This is a genomic window from Bradyrhizobium sp. USDA 3315 (assembly GCF_054056795.1).
Genome location: NZ_JBSRYP010000001.1, coordinates 5,142,839 through 5,167,408, shown reverse-complemented (window position 1 = coordinate 5,167,408; position 24,570 = coordinate 5,142,839). Strand labels below are relative to the sequence as shown.

Below are 24,570 nucleotides of genomic sequence, written 5' to 3'. Positions count from 1 at the left end.
GCGGGTCTTTTTCTAAAACGCCGACTTGATCACTAGCGCGTTGTCTGCATCAGGACTATCGGTGCTGAGGCCGGCCTCCTCGAGCAACCTCACCAAGACGGCTCGATCGTTGTGAATTCCGAGAGCAGCAAGGTCGTCGACAAGTCCTCCCAGGGTGCATTGACCACCTGGCCGGCCAGCGAGAAGGCTGCAAGCCACGACCAACCACTCAGGGCCAGGCTCGAACCAGGAATTCCGCTGCTTGCTACGGGCGAGGTAGTAAAAGTCAGCCTGATCCACCGTATCGTCGTCCGAGACTCTGGGGATCAACAGGTAACGGACGAATTCGCGCGTGTTCTTGGCCGCGTCATCGTCCGGCTCTAGCCGCGCCGGGAGAGCCGAGGCCCCGAGCCGGGCGAAATCTGTGATCCACGCTTCAAGCCGAGCGGGTAAATCGCGTGTCCCGATTGTCGCAAGATCGAGATCTGGCGGCTGCGCATCCTCGATCGCGAGGCGCGCCTTGTAGCCTTGCATCAGCAGCATCTCGAGCGCGGGCCAGGCGTTCTTCTCTGACGGCGGTACCTCCGCAGGCTCGATCGATGCGAGGCGAGCCCCCTCTTGCAGCAAGCGCTGGATGGCAAGGATGGACAGGGGCGCTTCGCTGGAATTGTCCCTCGAATGGATGATGGCCTTGTGCAAGAGGCGGAAGAATTCCGCTTCCCACATGTACGTGAACGCCAGCCCGGTCCTTAGAAGGCATAGTGCCCAGTCTGTGAACCGCCGGGCGGGTAGCGCAGATCGCCAACCGTTTGCTGGGTCGCAGAGGTTGACCCACTTGGTCCAGAACCAGCGAAAAGGCGTGAAGCGCGCAGATGCCAGGGGGTGTTGGGGCGAGGCGACCGGCGCGACCGGGCCTATGACAGGCCATTCTCGCCAGTTCGGGGCGCCGTTCCCCAGCTCGCGCCAAACATGGGAGGCCATTGCGCGCAAGGCGCGCGAGGTGACCTGGTTCAACGGATCCGCCGGCTCCTCTGCGGCCAGGGCGTTCAGGAAGGTTGAGGCGACGTGCCCCTCGCCTGCCGACCCACCAAGCCATCCTACCATCTCGATGGCGCGGGCCTGGTTCGCGGGACTATCCTTATTGACCATGCCATGGAGCGTCTGCAACACGACCACGTCGGGAGTAATGGGCGCGCATGCCAACGACTTGTCGCCGCGGGCTCGCGGCGCGAAGATAGAATTAAGAATGATCGCCATGGGGCTGAGCGTGGCCGGCACCCTGTCGACCAAGCCGGCCAAGGGAGTGCCAAGCGCTAACGGATAAGTCTCGAACGCCTTCGGCGATCCGCCATGGGCCTTAAGCGCAACAAGACGACGAATGTCGTAAGGCTCGGTCGTCGATCGAAGCCTCGCAAGATCCTCGAAGTAGCCGGTGTCCCCACCCAGGCTTGACCCACAAGACCTCCATAGTAGGTCTGTAAGCAGAACCTCCGTCTGCTTGGCGTACTCCGGCCGCGGCAAGGGAAGGAGGCCGCCGGGCCTTGTCAACCAGCTTCCCGTCATCGCGTGGCTCCCGGCTGGACGCGAAATGGCGCCGGCCCGGATGCTTGCGAGACGAGCTCCCAAGGCCGCCCTGACGCGTCAGAGAACAACAGCCTTGCGCTCCCGAGATATTGTTCACTCACGAGCGCCGCGCGCGCGCGCTCGATCCTGGCGAAGGCGGCCTCGCCAATTTCCGTGAAAGAGCCCGAGGAGTCGTCAACATTGAGCAGTGCTTCGCGAGCGACCCTGAGATCGATTGGTAGCCGCGCAACCACCCTCTGCATGCCGCCGATGCTCGTAAGACGCAGCTCCGCCGAGAGCGTGTCGCCATCGGCTACTAGCTCGAGGCGGATATCTCGCTCGAGAAGCGAGACCACGACGCAGCTCGCAGGCAAGGTGCTCCCGAGATCCATCGTGCGGGGACGGAAGGGTGCGAGGTTGAGCTCGTTCCTCCCCGGTAGAACGAGATTGTTCAGCCCCGTGCGCAAGGAGCCGCCCGCCCTGTTGCCGAGCGCGGCTTGCTGCTCGCGAAGCCAGCCCTGGATAACGGCCTTGTGTGGCAGCCAGCCGAGTGCAAGCCCGGTTTGGCGCAGCAACAAGACGGCCCGCCACTTTCGTACCAGCTGGGCCCGTGCAACAGCTTCCGCGCCCTCGCCCAGCTCCTTGGCGATTTCTCCGGGGACCACTGCGTCGAGCTGTTCCTCGATCTTGGAGCTTGCCTCCTCGATCCAGCCCGGGAGGCGCGCGATCTCGGTAGCAGGCGGTGCGACATCCATGGCTTCCACGATGTCTAGAATCTTGGCGCGCATCCCGTCCCAGGGGTCCACGTCCCGCGCCGGGTCAATGAGGTTAAACGCCTGCTCAAAGGCCCGCACGCGCGGGGCGTCGTGAACGCCGCGCATCGTGGATGCGACCACTCGGTACGCGCGCGGCTCCGCTAGGAGCTTCCGCCTGGGCCACGCCGCCGTGTCGGTAACCGGGAAGAGGTTCGTGTAGATGCGATGGCTCGCGAGCTCGGCAACGCTTTGCGAGTTTCCACTGCTGGCCTCGCGCACCTTGCGCTCGACCCAGCTGCACGGATTCTCGTCGGTGAGCCAGCTGGGTTCTGGTGTCCCGACAACCGCGAGCCCGAGATGGCCGAGCAAGTCGCGGTAAGTCAGTCGCCGCCCCCCGGCGAGCTCTGCTGCTCGGAGCGTATCGAGAAAGCGGTCGCCCAGGCGAGCCTCGCGAAGCCAGCGCGCGTTTTGCGCAAAGGGACAATATTCGTACGCCTCGCAAGGGGACGCGGAGCCAGGGGACCAGCAACCACCGTCCTTCCATTGCACCTCGCTTGCCACCGTTTGCACGAGGTCGCCGGCGATCGTGCTGGCACGGGTTGAGACATCGTCCGACAAGCCGCCCAGCGGCTCGTAGCGGGCAGGCGTTGCCGGCGACTTGGCAAAATCGATAGATCGCGCGCTCGGCCCGGGCGTGGGCTCGAGCAACGACAGCGCGTCGAGAAAGACCGCGTGAACGATGATGTCGTGGCTGGCACCGTGCTCCTTTACGCCAACCGCGAGCTGTCCATAGAAAGGAGATGCCGGGCTAACCGGAACGGTGGCCCGCACGTATTCCCGCGTCGGGCTCGCTGGGCCGCGCGGATCGGCCAGCCATCGAATGACCTCGGCCGCGGCGCGCGCTGGCGAACCGGTAGCGCAGGCGACCTCGGGGGCTCGGCACTCCTCGACGAGGATGCCGCGATTGACATTTGCGAACATCACGAGCGCGGCGTCGGCGCCGAGCAGCTTCTGGATGCCGTCGCGAATGTCGAGAAACAACGAGCCAACGCGGCGGTCGCCGAACGCGTCCAGCCTGGGAACGGAAGCATCATTAACGAAGGCAATCTGAAGCCCCGGAACGACGGCCGCGCCCTGGCTCGGCCAGGTCGGCGGAACGGTCCGTGGCACCGGCTGTCCTTCCTGCCGGACAGGCAAGGCGACCTGGAGCGCGCCTGCGAGCGCGCGGAGTGCCTCGGATTTTCCGTTCCCGGGGCCCCCGACCAAGAAGCACCACTCGAGCGGCGTGCTATCCGCCGAGGGGCGCCAATCCGCGTAGACGTCAACGAGCCGATCGAGCACGTCTTGAACGCCAGCTGGGAACTTGCCCTTGATCCCAGGCAAAGAGGTTGGCTGCGCGGCTTCGTCCAGCGTCGGGACCGCGACGGTGCCGCCTTGGCCGTAGGAATGTCTCAGCAGGTAGTCGACAACGGGATTGGTACAGTACGCCACGCTAGGCCGCCTCGCTCCTCGGAGGGCAGGACTTCAACCTGGATGATACGAGGGTGGCCTTTAGCACTGCTCCAAATAGCTCGGCAAGCAGCGGCGGGACCGCGTTGGCTACCTGTGTGAACCTCGGCACCTCCCGGGCTCGCCGATCGCCGCCCGTCGTGTATTTCCCCTTGAAGACGAACCAGTCAGGAAATGTCTGCAGCCTCGCATTTTCCCTCACGGTAAGCGTCCGCGGCTCGGCGTAGTGAAGTAGGTCATCCGGCAAGCTGGTTATCGTCGGCGCGGGTGTATCCGGGTTGAGCACGCGCAGCGTGGATTTCCCAACGCCGAATTCCTTTCTTTGCTCGGCATTGAGCTGGATCCCGAGCCGGTTACGCTTTTTCATTGCGGCAATAATGCGCGCAAACCGCCGAGCAATATCCGGTCGATGGCGCGCCAAGCGCGTATCGGAGGGAACCCCCGAATGGCCATCGCGCATCGCTTTTTGATAGTTTGATAGTGGTCCCTTGTACCCGATGGACTTGAACCGAGGCGATCCATCCCCGTCAATCAGCCCATTTCGGCTGATTTCCAGGTCAGAAAGCGCCTGCCTGGCGGTGGTAAGGCACTTCAGTCCCTTTTGCGCGAGAAGCGCTTCCTTGCTGGTGTCGAGCAGCTCGAACGGCGAAGGAATATGCGCCTTCTCAAAACAATCCTTTGAGTACCCAGCCAATATGAAGCGTGGGCGGCTTTGGGGAACCCCGTGCTCAGAGCAGCGGATGATCGACGTGAAGACGTGGTAGCGATCGGCGAGCGCCCTCTCGATTGCCTGGGCGTAGGACTCGCCACGAGGCGCCCCCCGGCCGCCATGTTTGGCCGCTGCTGCTTCGTCCCCAAAGGGATACGTGATGCCCTCAACATTTTCCAGGAGGATCATTCGCGGCTGCACCACTTCCACGAGAGCAACGTAGTCGCGAAAGAGTTGGTTTCGCGGATCATGCGGCTTCCGGCGCCCGGCGGACGAAAAGCCCTGGCAGGGAGGTCCCCCGGCCAAAAGGTCAATGGTCCCGCGAAGCTTCATCAATTCAGCCGCGTGCGCTTCTAACAGGACGCGGATGTCCGACGCGTGCCGCGGGAGCCAGCTGGGCCAGTCGAACTGGTAGGCAGAGGCTGGCTGGAGAAAATTTGCCTCCAGCGTGGCAAAGGCGAACGCATCCTTCTCGACGGCAAAGACCCCGCGCCAACCCGCGCGCATGAGCCCAAGCGTTAGGCCTCCGCAACCCGCGAAGACATCGACAAAGGTCGGTGCGGCCCCTGGACCTGCCTTGCGCGCCAACGCGAGAATGTCATTGCTATGCAAGGGCGGCCCCCTCAACGCGCCGCGCGATACGGCAGCAAACGCCAAACGCCCATTCAGAAATGGTTGCCCCAACCTGCGTCACCTTGCGAACCTCCGGCTCCCTGCCCCATCGCCTTTCGATGGCGATTCAAATTGCTGCGGATGAGTTAATATTTATGGCAACAGTGCCACCCACAGATTGCTGTCGACGACACATACGTCCATTGGTAGCGATCCGAGCCATCGGATTCCTCGCGCGCAAAATTGCTTCCTCGATCTAGAACAAAACAAGAACTTTACCTTATCGGTGTTGTAGAAGTCAACACCGCGCCTTCCCTATTCCGGCTGCTCGGTTTGACGCTGCGCGGTGGCGAACACCACGGCAACAATCGGGCTTTGCATATGCGCGTAGTATGGTGCGTGCACCGCAACGTCGGACTCATGGACACGGAGGGGCTTCCCCAATTAGGGGTTGTGGTTGGCCGAAAATGCCACGAACTTAGAGGCCGCAGGCGGGGGCCTTCCGGTGGTAACGCACAAAACTGAGTTGGAGGTCATTGATGGCACTCCAGAAAAGCGATCTTTCCTGTCGCTAATCAGCGACTACAATTTGAAAATCGGCATCTTCGAGCTGGTCGATAACGCGATTGATTTTTGGACCCGAGGCGGCACGACCTCCAAGCTGCATATCGACATCCTGCTGGATCCCGACCGGCAGGTGCTATCCGTACGGGACGATGCTGGCGGCGTACAACAGAAGGACACCCGCCTGCTCATCTCGCCTGGTGCCACGGGCAATCCCGCGGACGTTGAAGTCATCGGCATATTTGGCGTTGGAGGAAAACGCGCAGCAGTCGCGCTAGGCGAGCGAGTCGAAGTCAGGACGCGTTTCAAAAAGGAGAAGAGCCTACAAATCGACCTTACAAGCGAATGGCTGTTAGAATCGAATGTATGGACGCTTCCAGTCTACGAGATCCCGGACCTTACGCCCGGCACTACTATTGTAGACGTGTCCAAGCTTCGCCAATCCTTCAATGCCGATGATGTCGAATTAATTCGTACGAGCCTTGGCGAAACCTATGATTGGTTCATCCGCAACAATTGCGAGATCAAATTGAACGGCAAAGCCGTCGAACCAATCTCATTCGACAAGTGGGCCTACCCGCCCGGTTTCGAGCCGCAGGAAGGAACCTTCGAAATTCACCCTACGGTGACAGGGGCACTCGTGGTTCACATCGAAGGCGGACTGATTCTCGATCGCGACCCCGACTCTGAGAACTACGGCGTATACGTCTATTGCAATAACCGGCTTATCGTGAAGGAGCTTCGCACCCGCGACGTGGGCTACCTCATCACCAGCGAAGCCGGAGTACCTCACCCCGACGCCTCGCTCTGCCGCGTCATTGTCAGGCTTCAGGGCTTACCCGAGCTCATGCCGTGGAATAGTAGTAAAAGCGACATCAATGCAAGTCGGCCGTCGTTTGCGCAGGTGCGGCCGGTCATCATCCAACTTGTGAAGTATTTTACCAAGTTGTCTCGTCGCTGGAAGAACGATTGGGACGAAGAGGTGTTCGCTCACAAGACCGGAACCAAACACGTCATCGATCCCACTCAGATCGAGACGGGGAAAAAGATCGCACTTCCTGATATCCCGCGGACACGAAGCCCGGCTCTCACGACCGATCTGAAAGAGCGGAATAAAAAGATAATTGATAATGCTCCATGGACACTTGGCATTGTTGAAGCCATGGGTGTGCTCGAAGTCATTGGTAAGCAAAAGCTGTCGACAAAGAACCGCATCTCGCTCGTTCTCTTGGATAGCAACTTCGAGATCGCGCTAAAGGAGTTTATTGTCAGCCGGACCGACTTGTTTCCCCCTCATCAATATAATGACGCACGGATCGCAACCATATTCAAGTCACGTCACGTCGTCATAAATGAAGTGAAAGCACACGTAAGCCTTTCGCAGACATTACTTCAGAAGGTGTCCTACTATTATAATCTCCGCAATAAACTAATTCATGAAAGAGCGACCGTCGGGATCACAGATGAGCAGGTAATCGACTATCGCCGGACAGTCGAGCTGGTCCTAAAGAAGTTATTCAAGCTCCAGTTTCCGAAAGAAGACTGAGGCGCAACCCGGTCGCTCGCAAGCTGATCGATAGGGAGGCACGCCCCGCACAATTGGCATTCGCGGTAGGCACGATTAGATCGATATTCGCTTGAGACGTCCTTGAAGCAGCTTTTTGGACCGGCAGGGTGGCGGGGGAAACTATGAATGAATTTGCCGACGTCGGTCGGGAGCTCGTGGAGAGGCTCAAGGCTACCGTCGACGAGAAGGTCCGCGAAGCAATTGCCTTGCGCATCCGAACGAAGGTCGATGCCGCCCGGAGCGATCCCGACACCTCTTCCCGGCGATGGCCGTTCGAATTGATTCAGAACGCCCACGATGCCAGCGTCCGCGCAGGACGCGATAACATTAGCCTCTGCTTCGACCTGACGGATGGTGTTCTCCGCTTCGAGCACGACGCTGCGCCCTTCACCATGGATGAATTTGCCGCCCTCCTTACCGGTGGGTCAAGCAAGGACTTCATGTCTATGGAGACGACTGGCCGTTTCGGTACAGGGTTTTTGGTCACGCATGTGCTCTCCGAACAGGTCCACGTGTCGGGCATAATAGAGTTTGAGGGTACCCAACGGAGCTTCGAGGTCGATCTCGATCGCCCCTTCCCGGGCGATGTTCACGAAGTCGAGTGGACAGCTGAAATCGTCTCTGACTATTGCAGGCTCTTGCCAGGGGCTGCGATTCCGACAGGTCAAACGCTCTCGTTTGTTGAGGATGCAGAAGAGAGCGACGTTCCCATTCGTAACGTATCAGCTCTGCGATACGCTGTGCGATCCGACATCTGGGAAGCTGGACTTGACCTGGACGAATGGGTTGAGACCGCATTTTTTGGCGCCCAGCCGAATGGCCTGCGAGCCCAATGAACCGGCCTCTCAGAATGCCGGTTGTCCTGCCGATCACATTTTCGGGAGTAGATGGCCGGGACGATCCTAAAAATCACCGTTTGAAAAACCGTTTGAGTTCGGCCGTTTCAAACGGTTTTTCCCGCTAAGTCCTTGAGGATCATGGTGGGCGCACCAGGGCTCGAACCTGGGACCCGCTGATTAAGAGACAGCGACTGATTACGAAAAATCAATGACTTACTGGTCGCACCTCAGGGCTTATCCGACCAAAAATGGGCATTCGTCGCACGATCATAGTCGTTGCGCTGCCCGATATCTGAACACGCGGTACTCTGACTTTTTTGGGGGGCGCCCTTCCGACATGCACTAGCGATGTCGATCTCTGTGTTGCCGCCGCTGCTCGCCAAATGCCGCGCGTGGGTTGAGCCCGCACGTCACGTTTCGCCCGGACGCGAGGCACTGTGCACGCGTCTGGTACATGCAATCGCCGGGATATCCGACGCCTCTCCCCTGCACGCACCATGGAAAGTCCCGAGCGCTCGCCGGAATAACAATTACGTCCCCCGCAATCCCAAACGCCAGCGCGGCAAACACCAGAGACACACGCATTGGTGACTCCTCATTCGAATGCCCGATTGTTCCAACGGAGCGAACGATCTGTAGTTCCCCTCGAAGCTCATTAAAGATGGCTTGGGCCCGCTGAGACTCTCAGCTCTAAAATTCCCGCGTCGGCATGTGCACGCAGAATTCCCGGCGTTCAAGTGCGTGCTCATGCCAACGCCACGATACCCGGCCCTACGCGCCGCATCGATCATCCAATACGCGAACCGGTCGTTCCGGTTAGCGCGCTCGTCGATCTATCGAAGGCGCGCGGTAACGCCAGCTGGCGTTACGGTCCAAACTTTCCGACCCCCTGCGCGGCGTGTGCAAGTCAGGCTTCCGTCAGGTCCGATATGTATCACTGTCAACGAGAGCGCGATCACTTCTGTGACCGCTCACACAGGAGAAGAAAATATGGCTGTATTCCGCGGCACGAACTCCAACGATCACGTCGTTGGGACGCCTGATAGGGACTTTATCCAAGGTCTGGGCGGGAACGACTTGATTTCCGGTGGCGCGGGCGACGATGAGCTGGAGGGCAATCAGGGAAACGACACGATCTCTGGTGGTGCGGGCGACGATTTTCTGTACGGCGGTCAGGGCAACGACGTCCTGTTCGGCAATCAGGGCAACGACAACTTCGTGTTCACGAGCGGGAACGGCAAGGATTTCGTGAAGGATTTCACGGCGGGGGATAGGTTGCACATCGAGGACGGGATCAATCACACGGGTATTCATACGCTTGCCGATCTTGCCAGTCACATCGAGGCGGCAGGTTCCAATAGCTCGGTCGTCGATCTTGGAGAGGGCAATTCAATCACGCTCTCAAATGTGAGAGCTAGCGACGTTCAGCACCACCCGGAGAATTATTTCTCAATCATGCATATCACGGATCACCCCATCTGATCCTCTCGGTTGTATTGTACTTGTCGGCCGAGCATAGCGCACGGGCACGGCGTTCGCCGCAGCACAACCATTCTGCCGTTAGCGAACCGCCGTCGCCAATCGAAGGAATTCTCAACCGGCCGACATCCGTGATGGTCCGACGAAGAAAGCGGGTAGAGAAAGAGAGGCCGGGTCGAAGCCGGCCCCTCGGCGATCAGGCAAAGATACCCATCCCTTTGGGAGTGGCGCTAAAAGTCAATTTGAACCGGTAGCGGGCATGGCCAAGCCAGTCCTTCTGGGAATATTCTCGACCGGGAACCTAGTCGATATTCCACGCCGGGTATTGTTTGCGATAGGTCTCGGTCGTGCGCGACGGCATCCCAGGTGGCGCCGCCCTCCATCCAGCCAGTGTTGTAAGGAGCGAGCTGCGGCGGTTCGCCGGGCGAGAGAGATGTATATCCCGGCAGCTATCGTGGATCGCGAGAATCTGCTGCGCCCCGTAAGCGGTGACGCCCAGAATGGCCGCGGTGGCGATCACGGGAATGGCGATCTGCCTGATCCAGGACGGCGTGCCTTTGGGAAATTCCGATGGAAGCTTGGGCTTCTGGAAGGCGATGGACGAAGTCTTCCCCAGCACGCGGCTCGCAGCACAAGCCCGTCAACGTGCTCAACAAGGTTCGAGCTCAGTGCAGAGCGGCATGAAGAAGGCGTTGCAGGACATCTGCATGGCGCCGGGCCGAGCTGCCGCAGAGCTCGGACTCGAAGCCTTCGCCGGGAAATACGGCACGAAATATGCGCGCGATCGATTGCCTGACCAAGGATTGCGGGCATCTGCTGGCATTCTATGACTTTCCTGCGGAGCACTGGGTCCACTTGCGAACCAGCAAGACAAGCGCGCGCGGCTCCGCGTAGTGCGCGCGATACATCAAGATGGGCGTGGTCAAGTTTCCGCGCAGAGAATGCGAGCAGCTCATCACACAGCTACTCGGCTTTGGCAGTGAAAAGCGCGATGACGCCGTCGACGCACTCGTCTACCTCATCCTTGGTTTGGCTAACGAGGGGATTGAGGAGCAGAAAGTTCATCACGTTTGAGCTCTGGACGGCTAATGACTCGCGCCAATATCACGACAATCAAGATAAACGCGGAAAGTATTTCTGAGACGGTCGCAATCTTTGCCGGTATCGAGTGCGGATATATGTCGCCGTAGCCGACGGTCGCCATCGTTACAAAGCTGAAATAGATGCAATCAACGACCATGCCAATTGGGGGCAGTGTAAACAATCGCGGAAACCGATTGTATTCGGACCATAGCCACGAGTTTTTGTCGGCAGATCATTCCACTGTATGCGCCAGGTCCCGAAAACAGGGCCACGTAGTAATGAACCAACGCAAAAAATAACGCCATGCGCCGACAAGCTGTACTGCCCTGAAAATCGATTTTGGAGACCCATCCAACGAACCAACGAATGTGACGGTAGTCTCGACGTGGACCTGATCTTGAAGGTCGGATTACGTGCAGATGTGGGACGGACGCCGATTTTTGGCCTGGGATGCGCTGGGGGAGCATCGGGAGTCAGCTTAGCAGGAGCCCTTTGCCGAGCAACCAACGAACGCATTCTCCTCGTTGCCGTGGAGTTGACTTCCCTTACATTCCAGCCGAATGATCTCACCCCAAAGAACGTTGTCGCCTCAAGCCTCTTTGGAGATGGCGCTGCCGCGCTATTAATCGGACCAGCTGAAAGCGGCTTTGGCAAACTGGATATCGTGAGAAGTACGAGTTTGCTTCACCCGGACTCGACTTCTCTAATGGGCTGGCATTTTGGCGACTCCGGATTTGAAGTCGTGGTCTCCGAGCGCATTCCATCAATGATCAGCGAATTGATGCCACGTGCAATGCGATCGTTGCTGGCGGATGATGGCATCCTTCCTAGCCAGGTGAAGAGCTTTATCTTTCATCCCGGCGGGAGAAAAGTGTTGGAGGTTTGTGAGCGGGGCCTTGGGAGGTCCTCCGAGAACTTCTTTTCCAGCTATGAGACGCTTCGACTTCATGGAAATATGTCCAGCGCCACTGTGCTATTCGTTCTGGAACACGTGCTGGCGCACGAGGAGCAAGCGCCGGGATCATACGCCATCTTAGGCGCCTTTGGGCCAGGCTTCTCGGCCGAACTGTCGCTACTGAAATGGGCTGATACCGAAACCGCACAACCAACGCCCGCACACCTTGAGTTGTTGGGCAACCGATCGAAGCGGGTCGCCTAGTAGTCACCAGCATCGCCAACCTCGTGGCCGGTCCTGTCGAGCGCTCGCGCGCCCAAGATGCTGCGGCTGGTCTGCTCTGTTCCAATGGCATCCCAGCAGCGTCCCGCGGGACCGTTGCGGTTACAGCATCGCTCCGTAATCGGTCAGGCTGTCCTCTCTTAGACAACCTCAGTCCGCGGGATGATCGCTTTCTAATCCACGTCACGGTTAAGGCGCTCATGCACTGCCCTGCTGGCCTTGAAGACCGGAAAGCGCTTTTGCTCGATTTGCACGTACTTGCCCGTTCTTGGATTGCGGCCCGTGCGCGCCTGTCGATCGCTGACCGAAAATACTCCGAAGCCCCGCAACTCAACCCGGTCACCGCGCGCGAGCCCCTCAACGATCTCATCGAGGATTGCGCTCACAATATTGTTGACCACGCTCTGATAAAGATGCGGGCAGCTGTCGGCGATACGTTGAACGAGTGCGGACCTGATCATCGACGCCGCTGTTGCCATTTGGGAAGTTGCCATTTGCTCGAAAGCGTCGGCAACTGTCAAGATAGCTTTATGCTGGCACTGATGAAGGACTGTCATCGCAGGATGAATAACCAGCTTTGGCTGGCCGCTTCAACCGGGCCACCAGGACTGTTACTTCAGGCCTCGGCAGGCGTTCTAAGCAAACTCAATCTTCTCGCGACTCGGCCGTGTTGCCCCTGGTTGGGAGCCATGAGCAAGAGTTGGACAGGGTCAATCGACGAGCTCTCGAAGGGGCTTGAATCGCACGCAGCGTTAGATTGTACACTATTCGGAAGGCGGGGACGGTCCCCCGACCACGTAAAAGCTGTCCAACGATCGCGAATGTCTCAGCTCTTAGTCTCACGCCGCCCGAATCCCGCTATCAGCGAAAAGCAGAGCCGTTTCGGCGCTCTCCACACCATTCGCTTAGATATAGTGGTGTGTCATTGCGCTCGGTGCGCGCCAGTTCCGCTTCGAATGGTCTCAGATCGAAGCTCCCAAAGCAGTTGAAGGAGGTTGGGCCCAGGCAGCTCCCTTTCGAAAGGAGGTTGTGATGCAATCACGGGCGACGGTTGCAATAGCGCCAACGCGCCTTCATTGCGCAAGCGGACGTTTACGAGTTCCGGTTCAGCTGTCGTTGTGAACGCAATCTACGCTTTCAGACGTTGGTTTGAGCTATCGTCTTTAAGGCGGATCAGATCCTATCTCACAAGCGATGAAATCCGCGATCCACGACGTGAGCGTGCCGAGCGATGCTCTCCTCGATCGGACCTAGAACTCTCCACCCCGTTGGATGCCTCCGACAAGCAGCGAGCGTTGATGACCGAAACAGGAAGCCATGAATGAGCAGTGACTCTATTGTCATCTTGGGCGGCGGGTCGGCAGGGTGGATGACTGCCGCCTATCTCAAAAAGGCCTTGAGAGGTGTCGATATCGCGCTTATCGAGTCTGCCAATGTTGGTACGATTGGGGTTGGTGAAGCCAGCTTCAGCACAATCAAGCTATTTTTTGATTATCTTGGCCTGGATGAATCAGAATGGATGCCACAATGTAATGCTACCTATAAGCTCGCGATCAAATTCGCCAACTGGACCACTGGCGGCGGCCATTTCTATCATCCGTTTCAACGCTATGACGTCGTAGACGGAAACAATCTTGGCGAATGGTGGTTGCACCTAGAGCCTAACGAGACGGCATTCGATTCCGCCTGCTTTAGTACCCCCTCTCTGTGCGAGAACAACAGGTCCCCAAGATATCTGAACGGTGACATCTTCGATCACAATGTCAACGGCACGTTCAATTCTGCTCGCAAGACCCAACCAAACACGTTCCTATCTAATCACCGGTTGCAGTACCCTTATGGGTATCATTTTGAAGCCAGTCTGCTCGCGAGCTTTCTCAAGAATTATGCGACGGCGCTTGGCGTTCGCTGCATCGAAGACGATGTCGACGACGTGCTTCTCTCGACGGATGGTTCGATCGATTGTCTTAGGACGCGCAGAAATGGGCCAGTGAAGGGATCGCTTTATATAGATTGCTCCGGCTTTCGCGGCCTCCTCATTAACCAGGCGCTCAAGGAACCGTTCGTTTCATTCCAAGACGTCTTACTGAACGACCGCGCGGTAGCGCTGCAGGTCCCCTACCCAGCCGACCGATCGGACATCGAGCCTTTTACCACAGCCACCGCGCTATCGTCCGGTTGGGTCTGGAACATTCCTCTCTATAACCGCGTCGGAACCGGTTACGTCTATTGCAGTCGGTTCATCTCTTCCGAACAAGCTGAATCTGCGCTTCGCGCACATATTGGTCTGCGCGCAAGAGATTGCAGCGCGCATCACATCAAGATGCGAATCGGCCGTTGTCGCAATTCTTGGGTCAAGAACTGCGTCGCAATCGGCTTGTCTTCCGGTTTCGTGGAGCCACTAGAGTCGACCGGGATTTTCTTCATTCAGCTCGGCATTGAAGAGCTGCTTCGTAATTATTCGGGCGCCACGACGGACCCGGATGTCGTGGCCGAATACAATAGGATCATGGCCGAATGCATCGAGGGGGTACGCGACTTTCTTGTCCTTCATTATCGCGCGTCTGACAGGGTCGACACGCCGTTTTGGCAGGAGACAAAGAGACTCTTTGTCCCTCCGTCAATGGACCAACGTCTTGAGCTTTGGAAAAAACGGCTTCCGAATGAAAGGAGTATCAATACCTCCTACCACGGCTTCGAATTCTACTCCTATTCTGTGATGCTCCTTGGGTTGAACTATCGGCCTGTCCGCAGTCTGCCTATCCTGCGGCACTCTAACGTAAGCGCTGCCCTCGCGGCATTTCAAGAAGTGCGTGATCGCACGGGCGAGTTACTCCGCACATTGCCCAGCCATTTGGAATACCTTCAACATCTTCGGCGAGCTAGGCACTCTTCTGCAACAGCGGAGTAGCGCGAAGAGACAGCGCGCATGGCCAATGAGAGCAGATCGTATAACAGCCGCCAAGCTCAATCTCGATGCGGCGAGCGCGTTTGGAATGACTAGAACCGGTCTTGCTCAAGCCGGTGATACTAACGAAGTAGCGATCAGCTGGGTTGATTGCGACGGCCTAGAGAACCAGGAAGTTGACTTTCCTTTGAGTGGACATTTCCGGCGCCCTTCGATCCACCAAGAAGCATCATGTCAAAATGTCGGGAAAGTCGGTCATGTTCCCGCGACACTCGCGCAACCCGGAGACAATATGTTCGATAAGCTTCGCCTACAGCCAGCCGATAGCCTCCTCTCGATGATTAAGGAGTTTCAGTCCGATGGACGAGGTTCCAAAGTCGACTTGGGCATCGGCGTTTATCGCGACGCGTCCGGCAATACACCCGTTATGAAGGCGGTGAAGCAGGCCGAGCGCATCCTCCTCGAATCTCAAGACAGCAAGAGATATCTGGGACCAGAAGGAGATCCGGATTTCGTCGACCTCTTAAAGCCGATCATTTTCGGAGAGGGAAATGGCTTCAACGATCGTCTGATCGGCATTCAGACCCCCGGCGGAAGCGGAGCGCTGCGATTAGGTGCCGAACTGATCAATGCAGCAAGCACAAATGCCAAGGTATGGATTGGGACGCCGAGCTGGTCCAATCATGGGCCGATCTTCTCCTCCGCGCGCGTCGCGCTAAAAGATTATCGCTTCGTCGATTTGGCGCACCAGGCGGTCAATTTCGAAGGCGCGCGCCAGGCACTTACGGAAGCAGAGAGCGGTGATATCGTCCTCCTGCACGGGTGCTGTCACAACCCGACTGGCCTGGACTTCTCCATCGAGCAGTGGAACGAGATTGCGCGAATCCTCTCGGCACGAGGATTGGTCCCCTTCATCGACCTCGCTTATCAGGGTTTGGGTGAGGGGCTAGAGAAAGATGCGGCCGCTACTCGGTTGATATTGAACGCGGTTGATGAGGCTATGATTGCATATTCCTGCGACAAGAATTTTGGGCTTTATCGCGAGCGCGTCGGAGCGCTGTACACTTTGGCGCGTACTCCATCCGATGTGAGCAAGATTGCGAGCAATATGGCAGCTCTGGCGCGCGTCAACTGGTCGATGCCCCCGGATCACGGCGCAGCCGTTGTCAGGTTGGTTCTCGAACGTGCGGATTTGGTGAGTATCTGGCAGGCGGAGCTCATAGAGATGTGTAACCGAGTAAATGCTAATCGGGCAGCACTCGCCGGAGGTCACCTCTCGCTCGATTTTATCCGCCATCAACGAGGCCTATTCTCGAACCTCAACATCACAAAGGCGAAAGCTCTCGCCCTGAGAGCGAACCACGGCATCTATGTCGCGGAGTCGGGTCGCGTGAATCTTGCTGGGATGGGCGCCGGTGATGTGCAAATGATCGTGGCCGGTCTGATGGCCGAGGGCTGCGTGTGACTGGACAGCGTTTGAAATTCCGACAGTTCGAATGAAAAGACCGTCGACCGAAACCGGCGCCGGCTCGGCTCTTGCGCGCAGCGCGCTGCCGGCCGCAGCCGGCGCGCGCAGATTGGCGGCCAGCGTCTCGAGGGATTGCTCCTCGTCCAAATTCTTCGCACCGATGAATGCCGCAACCAGTGGCAGCACCTCGCCGGCCTTGCCGTCGAGATCGGGATAGAGCACGATACGCCGCCCGGGATCGTACAGGCATTGCGGCAATCCAGAGGGAAGCAAGGGCGGCTGCGACGGCGGAGCGAGTGCCGCGAGATCGCGGGCGAATTCTTTGGCGAGATCGCTCGCTGCGTCGCGCCACGGCCCGTTCGGCTGCAGTAAGGCCGAGCTCTCCGGCAAGGGAGGCGGCTCATAGATGAGACCGGCGAGACTGTTGATCAGTGGGAGCCAGGTGCGCAGCGCGGGGTGTGGATTGCCGAGGCCGGCAACCGCAGCATGGATGCGCTTGCGGCTCGCTTCGATCGTCTCCGCCGAGGTCTTGACCGCGCCGGATTCGTAGAGACGCATCCTGACGCCTGCGAGCCTTGACGTGCCTCGCTGAACCAGCACGGCGAAGCGCTCCAGCTTCTCCCCCGTCGCGCGGTCGTGAAAGGCCGCCACCGGATGAGGGAGCTTGCAGCCTTGGAGGTCGGGGCTTTCGGCCTTGCCGAAAGTGTCGCGCAGATCGCCGGACGAGCGCGCAACGCACGCCGAATGAGATCTGGATCAAGGCCTCCATCGCCTCGGCGGCCTCCCGCCGCGAGGTTGACGCCGATGATCTCTCCGTTCGGATCGCGCAGCGGATGCCAGCAGGTGACCCAGCAGCGGTCTTCGGCTCGATCCTTGCGCTGGCTTGCGACCTCGATCCCCGCCACCGGTTCGCCCGTCGCGATGATCGAGCAAACGATACTTTTCCACCGCATCGGCTAGACCCGGGACGCAATCGCGAACGGATCCGAGATGCCCGTCGACCGAGATACCGCAGATGTCGGTCAGGCGCTGGAAGGTAGCGGCAGTCGGGGAAAAGTACAGCAAGGCCGATCGGGGCGGTGTCGTACACGATCTGCAACGCAGGCGTCCTCGCGGCAGGCGAAGACGTCTTGGCGAAGCCGGCCGGGCTCTCTGACATCGTCAATCTCCCACACGCTTCTCGGATATCGCACAGCTCCCGCTCGCTCTTCTCAGTATTTGCGCGTCAGCGGCTTCGCAGCTGGCGGCTTCGGCGCCTGAGGTGAGATCTGGAAAGCCACCCAGCTGCTCCAGCCCTTCGGCCGGTTCTCGGTCTCGAGATCTGTATAGGCCCTGAGATTCAGGTAACCTTGATAGCCCTCGAAGAGATTGGGGATGAGAAATCCGACTTGAGGGCCGATCCCGACGGTCACGCCTCGGAAGCCGCCGAGAACCGCACCCACACCCCGATCATCCGTGATTTGTTGGAAGTAGTAGCCCGCAACGCCGACCTGGAACGTCTGGGTCAGGAATTTCGACGCCGCCCAGTCGAGATGAAAGTCAATGCCGTTTTGATACTGAAGGTCGGGATTGGGAAGGCTGTAGGTCAGGCCCGCGACGACGGAGAACTCGTTTCCTGCCTTGGGATCGAAGTAGGTGTAGCCGCCGCCGGCATCGAACGCGGCGAAGCCGAAGCTCAAATTCGCCAGCCGGTTTACATCATAGGTGCCGCTCGGGATGTTGCCCGTGATGTAGACCATCTCGTTATGCACGCCCTGACTCCACTTCAGGGTGCCCTGATAGAAGACGTCCGCCACACTCGTACGGTTGTCCGTGCGCACTCCGGAAACCATATTCCCCAAAGGTCCGGTGACCGTTCCACCAATGCCGACGCCGACGTTTCCCGGAACTCCCAGGATGGTTAATGCGGCCTGGCCACCAAGCACAGGCAGCGCCGATGTATCGGTGACGCCTTGAATCAGCGCATCCGCATGGTCGGTGAGCCCGACAGCAACCGCGCCTCGACCGCCGCCGGGGAGTACGAAATTGGCACCTCGGGCACCGCTCGCGTCGAGGTGAAGATAGATCGATGCGTACGACCAGCCCGGAACGGCGGGCGCGGCCGCAAGGCTGCCGAACGTCCCCGGCAGCCAGAAGCTCAGTCCTCCGGCATCGGCTCGCACGTCCGATGCAAAACCCAGCGACAGAGCCGCCCCCAAGATGAGTGATTGACCCGTCCAATTCCGTTTCATGGCTGGTCTCCTTCCGTCGCTAACTTTCTGTCACTGGCCGCCGTGCAATTGTTCGACGCCGCGCCCGGCATTCCCGCCTGGAGCATCCACGGCCCCTTGCATCGCCTTAACTGACGCGCTCTTCGACGCGCTCATTGCAATGTTAGACACCTTCTTGCCTGGGTTGTTCCGGGACCTCTATTCCGCCGGCCGACACAACTGTCTTCCTCGCTGTTCTTATGTTTCGACGATTACCTTCAGAGCCCCGGTTTCCGCCGCACGCGAGAACGTATCGTAGGCGTCCATGATGTCGTCGAGCTTGAAGCGGTGTGTGATCAGCCGCTTCGGTTCGATACGTTTGGAGACGACCGTCTTCAGCAGCATGGGCGTCGAGACGGTGTCCACCAGGCGCGTGGTGATCGATATGTTCTGGGACCAGAACCTTTCCAGATGCAGATCGACCTTAACGCCGTGCACGCCAGCGTTTGCCACGACGCCGCCCGGCGAGACGATGTCGGCGCAGATTTCGAAGGTCGCCGGCATGCCGACGGCCTCGACGGCAGCATCCACCCCCTCTCCACGCGTCAGCGCGCGGATCTTCTCGGCTGCTTTGCCGTCGGCGCTGTTGACCGTCTGCGTTGCGCCGAACTGGCGTGCAATAGCGAGGCGCTTGTCGTCGAGATCGATCATGATGATCTCGGCAGGCGAGTAGAATTGTGCAGTCAGCAGCGCAGCCAGGCCGACGGGGCCGGCACCGACGATAGCGACGGTGGAACCGGGCGAGATCTTGCCGTTGAGCACGCCGCACTCGAATCCAGTGGGAAGGATGTCACTGAGCATGACGAGAGCTTCTTCGTCGACACCTTCTGGCAAATGGTGGAGACTGGTATCGGCATGCGGCGTCCGGACATATTCCGCCTGCGTGCCGTCGATCCTATTGCCGAGGATCCACCCGCCGGTACGACACTGCGAGTACATGCCTCTCCGGCAGAAGTCGCATTTGCCGCAGGATGATATGCAGGAGATGAGGACGCGGTCACCCGGCTTGAACGCGGTCACACCACGGCCGATCTCGTCGACAACGCCCACGCCCTCATGGCCCAGGATTCGGCCCGCCTGACAGGTCGCCACATCGCCCTTGAGGATGCGCAGATCGGTGCCGCAGATCGTGGTCTTCACGATCCGCACGATGGCGTCTCCGGACTCCAGGATGGCCGGTTTCGGTCGCTGCGCGAGAGCCTTTTTGCCAGGACCTTCAAAGATGAGCGCTTTCATTTCGCATCTCCTACCTTGCGCCTCAGTGGGCCGGTAGAGCCGAACCGTGTAGTTGCGCGTCTTCGCGACATGCCCGGGCAGCCAGCCCGCGATGCAGAACACGCCGATCGCGCTGGCGACCACGATCCAGGCGAAGATGTCGTAGCCGGTCATGGCTTCGCCTCCTTCGCGGCACAGGCCGTGGTCAAGGGTGGAAAGACCTCCTTCCAGTCTTGCTTCATGTCGACCACGGTCCAGCCGCCTGCCGCGGCCGCATCCAGCGCCTTGTCGAGCTTGCCGATTCTGAATTGCCGATCGTAGGCGTATTCGCGGACAGCATCGGTGTGGTGCACGATGCCGGCGAAGCGCGCGCCCGGCCGCGCCACGGTCCATTGCAGCATCTGCAGATCGCCATCGGAGTTTCCGAATGCGAAGATCGGGCGGCGGCCGATGAAGCGGTTGATCCCAACCGGCTTGCCCGGACCGTCATCGATGAACTCGACCCTGGCCTCCTTCATCAGGTCAGGTTTGCCGTCGGCACCGATCTGGAATTTCACGACGCCCGACGAGCCGACCACCTGCTCCGGCGGGATGCCGTAAACCCGCTCCATCCACGGTCGCATGAACTCGACGCCGCCGCCGGACACGACGAAGGTCTTGAAGCCGTTGGCCCTGAGATAGGCCAGCAGCTCAAGCATCGGCTGGTAAACAAGGCTGTCGTAAGAGCGGTTGAACCGCGGATGCCTTGCGGTGGCGAGCCAGTCACGCACGGAGGCTGCGAATGCCTCGGTGGTCATGCCGGCATGCGTCGCCGCCATAATCTGAAGCAGGCCCTTCTCGCCGGTAGCGGCCAGCGCCTTGCTATCGCCTTCCAGAAGCGCCCTGAACGGTTGCCGCGTCTTCCAGTCCGGGTGTTCCGGCGCCATCGCCTTGACCTGATCGAGCGCGAAAGCGAGCTGGAAATAGTACGGCTGCTCGGTCCACAGCGTGCCGTCATTGTCGAAGGTGGCGATCCGCTCGGCCGGTGGAACGAAATCCCGCCCGCCCTGCGTCGTGACGCGCGCGACGAAATCGACGATCGCCGTTTTCGCGGCGCCGTCGTTCCAGGATCGCAGCGGGTCGGTCTGGCTCAACGCGCGGGCCGGCACGAGTGTGCTGAGCGGCAGCGCGAGCAACGCGATCAGAAGCGTTCGCTTCGAGACGGCAAGGATGCCTGCATCGTGGCTCATCGCGCAGGCCTCCTCTGCCGGTTGAGCGACGCGCGATTCTCAACGGGGTTGAGTTGTCCTGTCGCCCGATAGCTTGCGGCGCGCGCCGTTTCGCGCCGGATGCGGCGCCGGGCGCCACCGACACGGCGCAGCAACTGACCGGGTGACCAGCCTGCCGCGCCGGGGGACGGCGAAAACAGCGCGCGCTCGACCGCACCAATCTCGTCATTGAGCGCAGCATCATGGGCGGCGGCCTTGAAGGCCTCGACCGTGTGCTGCGGCGCGACCGGTTCGAACCGCTGGAGCCAGTCGAGCAGCGCGAAGTAGACGGCCCTGGCGTCGCCCTTGCGCGCGGCGCGCAGCAGCACCCCGAACGCGAAAGTCTCCGATCGCAGATAGGCCGCGCGATGCCGGCGATGACGGGCCACGATCGCCCGCACCATCAGCGGCATCAGCCAGCCGAGCCCGGCGAGCGCCAGCAGCACGAGCGCGGTCGCCTGCCAGTGATCGACAATGACATCGAGCAAGGCACCGCACGAGCCGCCCACGCGGGGCGTATCGACCGGCGATGCACCTGCTGCTGGATTCACCTCGACATGCAGCGTCACCGCATCGACATGCGCGATATCGATCCTTTGCGCGTCGATGTTCCACCAACGCAGGTCGACTGGCGGCAGCACATATTCGCCGGCCTTCTCGAGCATGTAGACCGCGCTGTCGACGCGCGCGGATGTCAGCACCTCGGGCCGCCCTTCGGTCTTGTCCTGGAGGGATGGCTGCGCGGGATAGAGCTTGAGCCCGTCGAGCGGCGCGAGTCTCACCGGCGGCAACAGCATCGCCGGGATGCCCTCTGCCTTGATGGTGACGGTTCGCGTCACGGCGTCCCCGGCCTTGAGCTGATCCGACGAACGGCTGACGGTCTGCGCGATCGACAGGTTGCGCGCCGCCAGGAATGGCTGCAAGTCGGATGCCGCGTCCGGAATGAACGCTTCAAATGCGATCCGCGGCAGCGCAAGCGTGGCCTCGCGTGTCGCCGGCGGCTCGGCTGCGTATTTGATGGTGATGGCTTGACCAGAGATCGCGTAGCTGCCCGGCTCCTGCGCGTGGATCGCATATTCGAACCGGACACCGGCATAGGTCAGGCCGTCGCGCTCCTCGCTCTCATTGGCGCTGCGCAACTGCCGGGTCACGGCATTGCGGACCTGGAAGTCCGGCAGTTCGGGCGGCGCCGTCATGTAGTTCGGCGCCAGCACCTCGATCCGCAGCGTGGCCGCCTGCCCCACCACGACGCGCGACGGATCGAGCGTCACCCGCAAGATCGGCGCCGGCGTGCTTTGCTGGGCGAGCGTCGCGCAGGGCACGAGCAGGCCGAGCATCAAGGCTGCGATCGCGAGCTGGTGCCTCATGGCTTCGCTCCCGCGGGTTGCGCCGTATCCTGGATCGCAAATTTCATTTTGAGGAAATCGGCCGGGGTGGTCTGGACCTGACGCATCCAGGCTTCGGCAGCGCCGGGCGTGGTCAGATCTGCCGGTGTCACCAGGATCTTCTTGCCACCCTTCTGAGTCGGGTCGACGCGCATCTCGTCTGCCTTCTCGTCCGGCGGCGCGCTGTCGTCCTGCTCCTGCTTCTTTCGCTTCTCCTCCTGCGCCTTGAGCGCCGCCAGCACGATGGCGCGATTGGTCTTCGCGGCGACGTGGCCAGGCGCGGCCTTCAGGACTTCATCATAGGCGGCGATCGCCTTCTCATAGGCGTGGTTCTGCGCCTGGGCGTTGCCCAGCGCGAAATGTCCTTCGAGCGTATCGACGCGCGCGAATTGCTCGGCGGCGGCAATGAAGTCGAAGGCACGATAGGCGGCGATGCCCCTCCACATCGGATCGGTGAAGTGTTTGGCCGCGGTCGCATAGTCGCCGCGATCGAACGCGATTCGGCCCTGCTGGTCCGGCGTCAGCCACAGACCGGCAAAGCCGCGCGGCTCCTCCGCCTTGGCGCACGACAGGTGCGACAGCACGACGAAGGCGACAACCCATGCCACCGTCGTGCCGCGCCGGAACCAGAGCAGGCTGAGCAGTGCAATCGGCAGCAGCAGCCAAAAACCCTCGTCGCGCCATTGCGTGCCGAACTTGACGCTTTCTGCCGCCTGATAGGAGGTTTCGATCCGGCGTTCGAGCGCCGCAATATCGGCATCGTCGATACTGACCTGGACGACGTCCGGATGGAGGGCAAGCCCCGCGCCCTTGTGCTTCGGCGTGACGCTAAGCTTGACCAGGCCGTTCCGGCCGGCGGCCTGACGAACCGCGCCCGCCTCGTCAGCGGGATCGTCGGAGACCAGCAGGATCGTCCCCGGGACCGTGTCGGTCGAGAGCGCCTCCGCGGCGAGCGTCACGGCCGCGGCCGCGTTCTTCCCGGCTGACGGCATCAGGCCGGGTGCGAGCGACGCGAGGAACGGTTCGATGACCGCACGATCGTCGGTCAGCGGCATCACCAGATGCGCGGTGCCTGCGTAAGCGATCAGCCCGGTTCGCGCGCCGGCGCGTGCAGCGAGCAGATCCCTGATCTTCTGCTTAGCGCGTTCGAGCCGCGTCGGCGCAACGTCGGTTTCGCCCATCGAGTTGTCGAGCGACAGCGCAATCATCAACGGCGCCTCATCCTCGACGAAGGGCGGCAGCTCACGCCGCCAGGTCGGGCCCGACAACGCGACGATGCCAAGCGACAGCGCGGCGGCGACCAGATAAAGCGGGCTGACGCCGCGTCCCGCCCCCGGCTGCACGATGAGATGGTTGAGCAGATGCGGCGCGATCACCCCGCCCCATTGCGCCTGCGGGCTCTGCCGCCACCGCACCCATGCGAAGACGGCAGCGACGGGAATCAGCGCGAGCAGCCACAGCGGCCGCAGCAGATGGAAGGGAATCGCGGCCGCGTCATGCATGGCCGATCGCTCCCCTTCGTCCCAGCCCGCTTTCCAGCGACAGGCCGAGCCACAGCAGCAGCGACAGCACCACGGCGGCGCCGAGCGGCCACTGGAACAGCGGCTGCTTCGGCCGCCATGACAGCGTATCGAGCTTGGCCGGCGCGAGACGGTCGATGTCCGCGTAGATCGCCTGCAACTGCGCACCGTCCTCGGCACGGTAGAAATGGCCGCCCGTCGTCTCGGCGACCGACCGCAGGACGCCGAGATCGACGCGGTTCTCGCCGGTCGCGGCCGGATCGCCGACGCCGATCGTGTCGATCACGAGGCCGTTCTGGCGCGCGATGTCGGCGGCATGCTCCGGAGGGACGCGGCTCGCGGTATCATTGCCGTCGGTGAGCAGGACCAGAAGCTTCTCCCGTGCCTTGCTGGCCTGGAAGATCTTGATCGCAAGCCCGATGGTGTCGCCGATCGCGGTCTGCTGGCCGGCCATGCCGACCTCGGTCTGCGCTAGCAATGTGGTCGCGGTCTGCAGATCCTGCGTCAACGGCCTGGACATAGGCCTTGGTGCCGAACAGCACCAGCGCAACGCGGTCGCCGTGCCGCCGCGCGATGAAATCGGTGATCACGCGCTTGACGCCGGCGAGCCGCGTCAACATCGCGCCATCGCTCGTGCGGAAATCGGGCTGGTCCATCGATCCGGAGATGTCCACCGCGAGCATGAGATCCCGCGCGGATACTTCACGCGTGACGGGATCGCCGACCCATTGCGGCCGCGCCA

General features: G+C 60.5%; 20 protein-coding genes, 1 tRNA gene and 1 pseudogene. 8 read left to right on the top strand and 14 right to left on the bottom strand.

Annotated features, from left to right (window positions below; genetic code table 11):
* Nucleotides 1–12: 12 nt before the first annotated feature.
* Genes ACVIYL_RS23930 through ACVIYL_RS23920 form a run of 3 tightly spaced genes read right to left on the bottom strand, consistent with a single transcriptional unit; the run spans nt 13 to nt 5,127 of the window.
* Nucleotides 13–1,542, bottom strand: coding sequence for a hypothetical protein (locus ACVIYL_RS23930; protein WP_456780005.1), 1,530 nt, complete (start codon nt 1,540–1,542; stop codon nt 13–15).
* Nucleotides 1,539–3,788: a hypothetical protein gene (locus ACVIYL_RS23925; protein WP_456780004.1), complete on the bottom strand. Its 2,250-nt coding sequence runs from the start codon at nt 3,786–3,788 to the stop codon at nt 1,539–1,541. Before ACVIYL_RS23925 ends, ACVIYL_RS23930 begins: the two co-directional genes overlap by 4 nt.
* A 1-nt stretch (nt 3,789) precedes the next feature.
* Nucleotides 3,790–5,127 (bottom strand): DNA cytosine methyltransferase, encoded by a 1,338-nt coding sequence (locus ACVIYL_RS23920; protein WP_456780003.1) that lies wholly within the window; start codon nt 5,125–5,127, stop codon nt 3,790–3,792.
* Nucleotides 5,128–5,584: 457 nt separating this feature from the next.
* Here ACVIYL_RS23920 and ACVIYL_RS23915 point away from each other — a divergent pair, with 457 nt between their 5' ends.
* On the top strand, nt 5,585–7,237 hold the full coding sequence (locus ACVIYL_RS23915; protein WP_456780002.1) for an ATP-binding protein: 1,653 nt from the start codon (nt 5,585–5,587) through the stop codon (nt 7,235–7,237).
* 143 nt (nt 7,238–7,380) lie between these two features.
* The gene (locus ACVIYL_RS23910; protein ID WP_456780001.1) at nt 7,381–8,094 is read left to right on the top strand and encodes a sacsin N-terminal ATP-binding-like domain-containing protein; all 714 of its coding nucleotides are present in this window, start codon (nt 7,381–7,383) and stop codon (nt 8,092–8,094) included.
* 142 nt (nt 8,095–8,236) lie between these two features.
* On the opposite strand, the gene ACVIYL_RS23905 is transcribed toward ACVIYL_RS23910, so the two are convergent.
* A tRNA-Ser gene (locus ACVIYL_RS23905) sits at nt 8,237–8,341 on the bottom strand.
* A 98-nt stretch (nt 8,342–8,439) separates the two neighbouring features.
* Complete coding sequence (locus ACVIYL_RS23900) at nt 8,440–8,682, bottom strand: DUF3551 domain-containing protein (protein ID WP_456780000.1); 243 nt, start codon at nt 8,680–8,682, stop codon at nt 8,440–8,442.
* Between the two features lie 405 nt (nt 8,683–9,087).
* Between ACVIYL_RS23900 and ACVIYL_RS23895 the strand changes: the two genes are divergently transcribed.
* The 3 genes and pseudogenes from ACVIYL_RS23895 to ACVIYL_RS23885 all read left to right on the top strand — a co-directional run bounded on the left by ACVIYL_RS23895 (nt 9,088) and on the right by ACVIYL_RS23885 (nt 10,650).
* On the top strand, nt 9,088–9,579 hold the full coding sequence (locus ACVIYL_RS23895) for a calcium-binding protein (protein ID WP_456779999.1): 492 nt from the start codon (nt 9,088–9,090) through the stop codon (nt 9,577–9,579).
* 566 nt (nt 9,580–10,145) lie between these two features.
* Nucleotides 10,146–10,443, top strand: a pseudogene (locus tag ACVIYL_RS23890) (transposase); the annotation flags it as partial.
* 45 nt (nt 10,444–10,488) lie between these two features.
* Nucleotides 10,489–10,650, top strand: a complete 162-nt coding sequence (locus tag ACVIYL_RS23885) for a hypothetical protein (protein ID WP_456781983.1) — start codon at nt 10,489–10,491, stop codon at nt 10,648–10,650.
* Here ACVIYL_RS23885 and ACVIYL_RS23880 read toward each other — a convergent pair.
* Nucleotides 10,610–10,816, bottom strand: coding sequence for a potassium channel family protein (locus tag ACVIYL_RS23880; RefSeq protein WP_456781880.1), 207 nt, complete (start codon nt 10,814–10,816; stop codon nt 10,610–10,612). The two genes, ACVIYL_RS23885 and ACVIYL_RS23880, sit on opposite strands and share 41 nt — an antisense overlap.
* 228 nt (nt 10,817–11,044) lie before the next feature.
* Between ACVIYL_RS23880 and ACVIYL_RS23875 the strand changes: the two genes are divergently transcribed.
* Nucleotides 11,045–11,818, top strand: a complete 774-nt coding sequence (locus tag ACVIYL_RS23875) for a type III polyketide synthase (protein WP_456779998.1) — start codon at nt 11,045–11,047, stop codon at nt 11,816–11,818.
* A gap of 191 nt (nt 11,819–12,009) precedes the next feature.
* On the opposite strand, the gene ACVIYL_RS23870 is transcribed toward ACVIYL_RS23875, so the two are convergent.
* On the bottom strand, nt 12,010–12,315 hold the full coding sequence (locus ACVIYL_RS23870) for an HU family DNA-binding protein (RefSeq protein WP_456781879.1): 306 nt from the start codon (nt 12,313–12,315) through the stop codon (nt 12,010–12,012).
* An 842-nt stretch (nt 12,316–13,157) separates the two neighbouring features.
* Between ACVIYL_RS23870 and ACVIYL_RS23865 the strand changes: the two genes are divergently transcribed.
* The gene (locus tag ACVIYL_RS23865) at nt 13,158–14,747 is read left to right on the top strand and encodes a tryptophan halogenase family protein (protein ID WP_456779997.1); all 1,590 of its coding nucleotides are present in this window, start codon (nt 13,158–13,160) and stop codon (nt 14,745–14,747) included.
* 289 nt (nt 14,748–15,036) lie between these two features.
* The gene (locus ACVIYL_RS23860; RefSeq protein WP_456781878.1) at nt 15,037–16,209 is read left to right on the top strand and encodes an amino acid aminotransferase; all 1,173 of its coding nucleotides are present in this window, start codon (nt 15,037–15,039) and stop codon (nt 16,207–16,209) included.
* Between the two features lie 1,214 nt (nt 16,210–17,423).
* Here the strand turns inward: ACVIYL_RS23860 and ACVIYL_RS23855 are convergent.
* From ACVIYL_RS23855 to ACVIYL_RS23825, 7 genes are all read right to left on the bottom strand, one after another.
* Complete coding sequence (locus ACVIYL_RS23855; protein ID WP_456779996.1) at nt 17,424–18,443, bottom strand: SphA family protein; 1,020 nt, start codon at nt 18,441–18,443, stop codon at nt 17,424–17,426.
* A gap of 216 nt (nt 18,444–18,659) precedes the next feature.
* Nucleotides 18,660–19,697: a zinc-dependent alcohol dehydrogenase family protein gene (locus ACVIYL_RS23850; RefSeq protein ID WP_456781877.1), complete on the bottom strand. Its 1,038-nt coding sequence runs from the start codon at nt 19,695–19,697 to the stop codon at nt 18,660–18,662.
* Between the two features lie 149 nt (nt 19,698–19,846).
* The gene (locus ACVIYL_RS23845) at nt 19,847–20,905 is read right to left on the bottom strand and encodes an HAD family hydrolase (RefSeq protein WP_456779995.1); all 1,059 of its coding nucleotides are present in this window, start codon (nt 20,903–20,905) and stop codon (nt 19,847–19,849) included.
* A complete protein-coding gene (locus ACVIYL_RS23840) occupies nt 20,902–22,290 on the bottom strand; it encodes a BatD family protein (RefSeq protein WP_456779994.1) in 1,389 nt (462 codons plus the stop codon). Before ACVIYL_RS23840 ends, ACVIYL_RS23845 begins: the two co-directional genes overlap by 4 nt.
* Nucleotides 22,287–23,810 carry a VWA domain-containing protein gene (locus ACVIYL_RS23835; RefSeq protein ID WP_456779993.1) on the bottom strand — a complete coding sequence of 508 codons (1,524 nt, stop codon included), beginning with the start codon at nt 23,808–23,810 and terminating at the stop codon, nt 22,287–22,289. The genes ACVIYL_RS23840 and ACVIYL_RS23835 overlap by 4 nt, the downstream gene beginning before the upstream one ends.
* Nucleotides 23,803–24,282 carry a VWA domain-containing protein gene (locus ACVIYL_RS23830; protein ID WP_456779992.1) on the bottom strand — a complete coding sequence of 160 codons (480 nt, stop codon included), beginning with the start codon at nt 24,280–24,282 and terminating at the stop codon, nt 23,803–23,805. The genes ACVIYL_RS23835 and ACVIYL_RS23830 overlap by 8 nt, the downstream gene beginning before the upstream one ends.
* Nucleotides 24,173–24,484, bottom strand: coding sequence for a hypothetical protein (locus tag ACVIYL_RS23825; protein WP_456781876.1), 312 nt, complete (start codon nt 24,482–24,484; stop codon nt 24,173–24,175). Before ACVIYL_RS23825 ends, ACVIYL_RS23830 begins: the two co-directional genes overlap by 110 nt.
* Nucleotides 24,485–24,570: the final 86 nt, after the last annotated feature.

Coding starts and splice junctions, on each gene's coding strand:
- ACVIYL_RS23930 (WP_456780005.1), bottom strand. CDS start 1,542: ATGACGGGAAGCTGGTTGACAAGGCCCGGCGGCCTCCTTCCCTTGCCG.
- ACVIYL_RS23910 (WP_456780001.1), top strand. CDS start 7,381: ATGAATGAATTTGCCGACGTCGGTCGGGAGCTCGTGGAGAGGCTCAAG.
- ACVIYL_RS23900 (WP_456780000.1), bottom strand. CDS start 8,682: ATGCGTGTGTCTCTGGTGTTTGCCGCGCTGGCGTTTGGGATTGCGGGG.
- ACVIYL_RS23895 (WP_456779999.1), top strand. CDS start 9,088: ATGGCTGTATTCCGCGGCACGAACTCCAACGATCACGTCGTTGGGACG.
- ACVIYL_RS23885 (WP_456781983.1), top strand. CDS start 10,489: ATGGGCGTGGTCAAGTTTCCGCGCAGAGAATGCGAGCAGCTCATCACA.
- ACVIYL_RS23880 (WP_456781880.1), bottom strand. CDS start 10,816: ATGGTCGTTGATTGCATCTATTTCAGCTTTGTAACGATGGCGACCGTC.
- ACVIYL_RS23870 (WP_456781879.1), bottom strand. CDS start 12,315: ATGGCAACAGCGGCGTCGATGATCAGGTCCGCACTCGTTCAACGTATC.
- ACVIYL_RS23865 (WP_456779997.1), top strand. CDS start 13,158: ATGAGCAGTGACTCTATTGTCATCTTGGGCGGCGGGTCGGCAGGGTGG.
- ACVIYL_RS23860 (WP_456781878.1), top strand. CDS start 15,037: ATGTTCGATAAGCTTCGCCTACAGCCAGCCGATAGCCTCCTCTCGATG.
- ACVIYL_RS23855 (WP_456779996.1), bottom strand. CDS start 18,443: ATGAAACGGAATTGGACGGGTCAATCACTCATCTTGGGGGCGGCTCTG.
- ACVIYL_RS23850 (WP_456781877.1), bottom strand. CDS start 19,697: ATGAAAGCGCTCATCTTTGAAGGTCCTGGCAAAAAGGCTCTCGCGCAG.
- ACVIYL_RS23845 (WP_456779995.1), bottom strand. CDS start 20,905: ATGAGCCACGATGCAGGCATCCTTGCCGTCTCGAAGCGAACGCTTCTG.
- ACVIYL_RS23840 (WP_456779994.1), bottom strand. CDS start 22,290: ATGAGGCACCAGCTCGCGATCGCAGCCTTGATGCTCGGCCTGCTCGTG.
- ACVIYL_RS23835 (WP_456779993.1), bottom strand. CDS start 23,810: ATGCATGACGCGGCCGCGATTCCCTTCCATCTGCTGCGGCCGCTGTGG.
- ACVIYL_RS23830 (WP_456779992.1), bottom strand. CDS start 24,282: ATGGCCGGCCAGCAGACCGCGATCGGCGACACCATCGGGCTTGCGATC.
- ACVIYL_RS23825 (WP_456781876.1), bottom strand. CDS start 24,484: ATGGACCAGCCCGATTTCCGCACGAGCGATGGCGCGATGTTGACGCGG.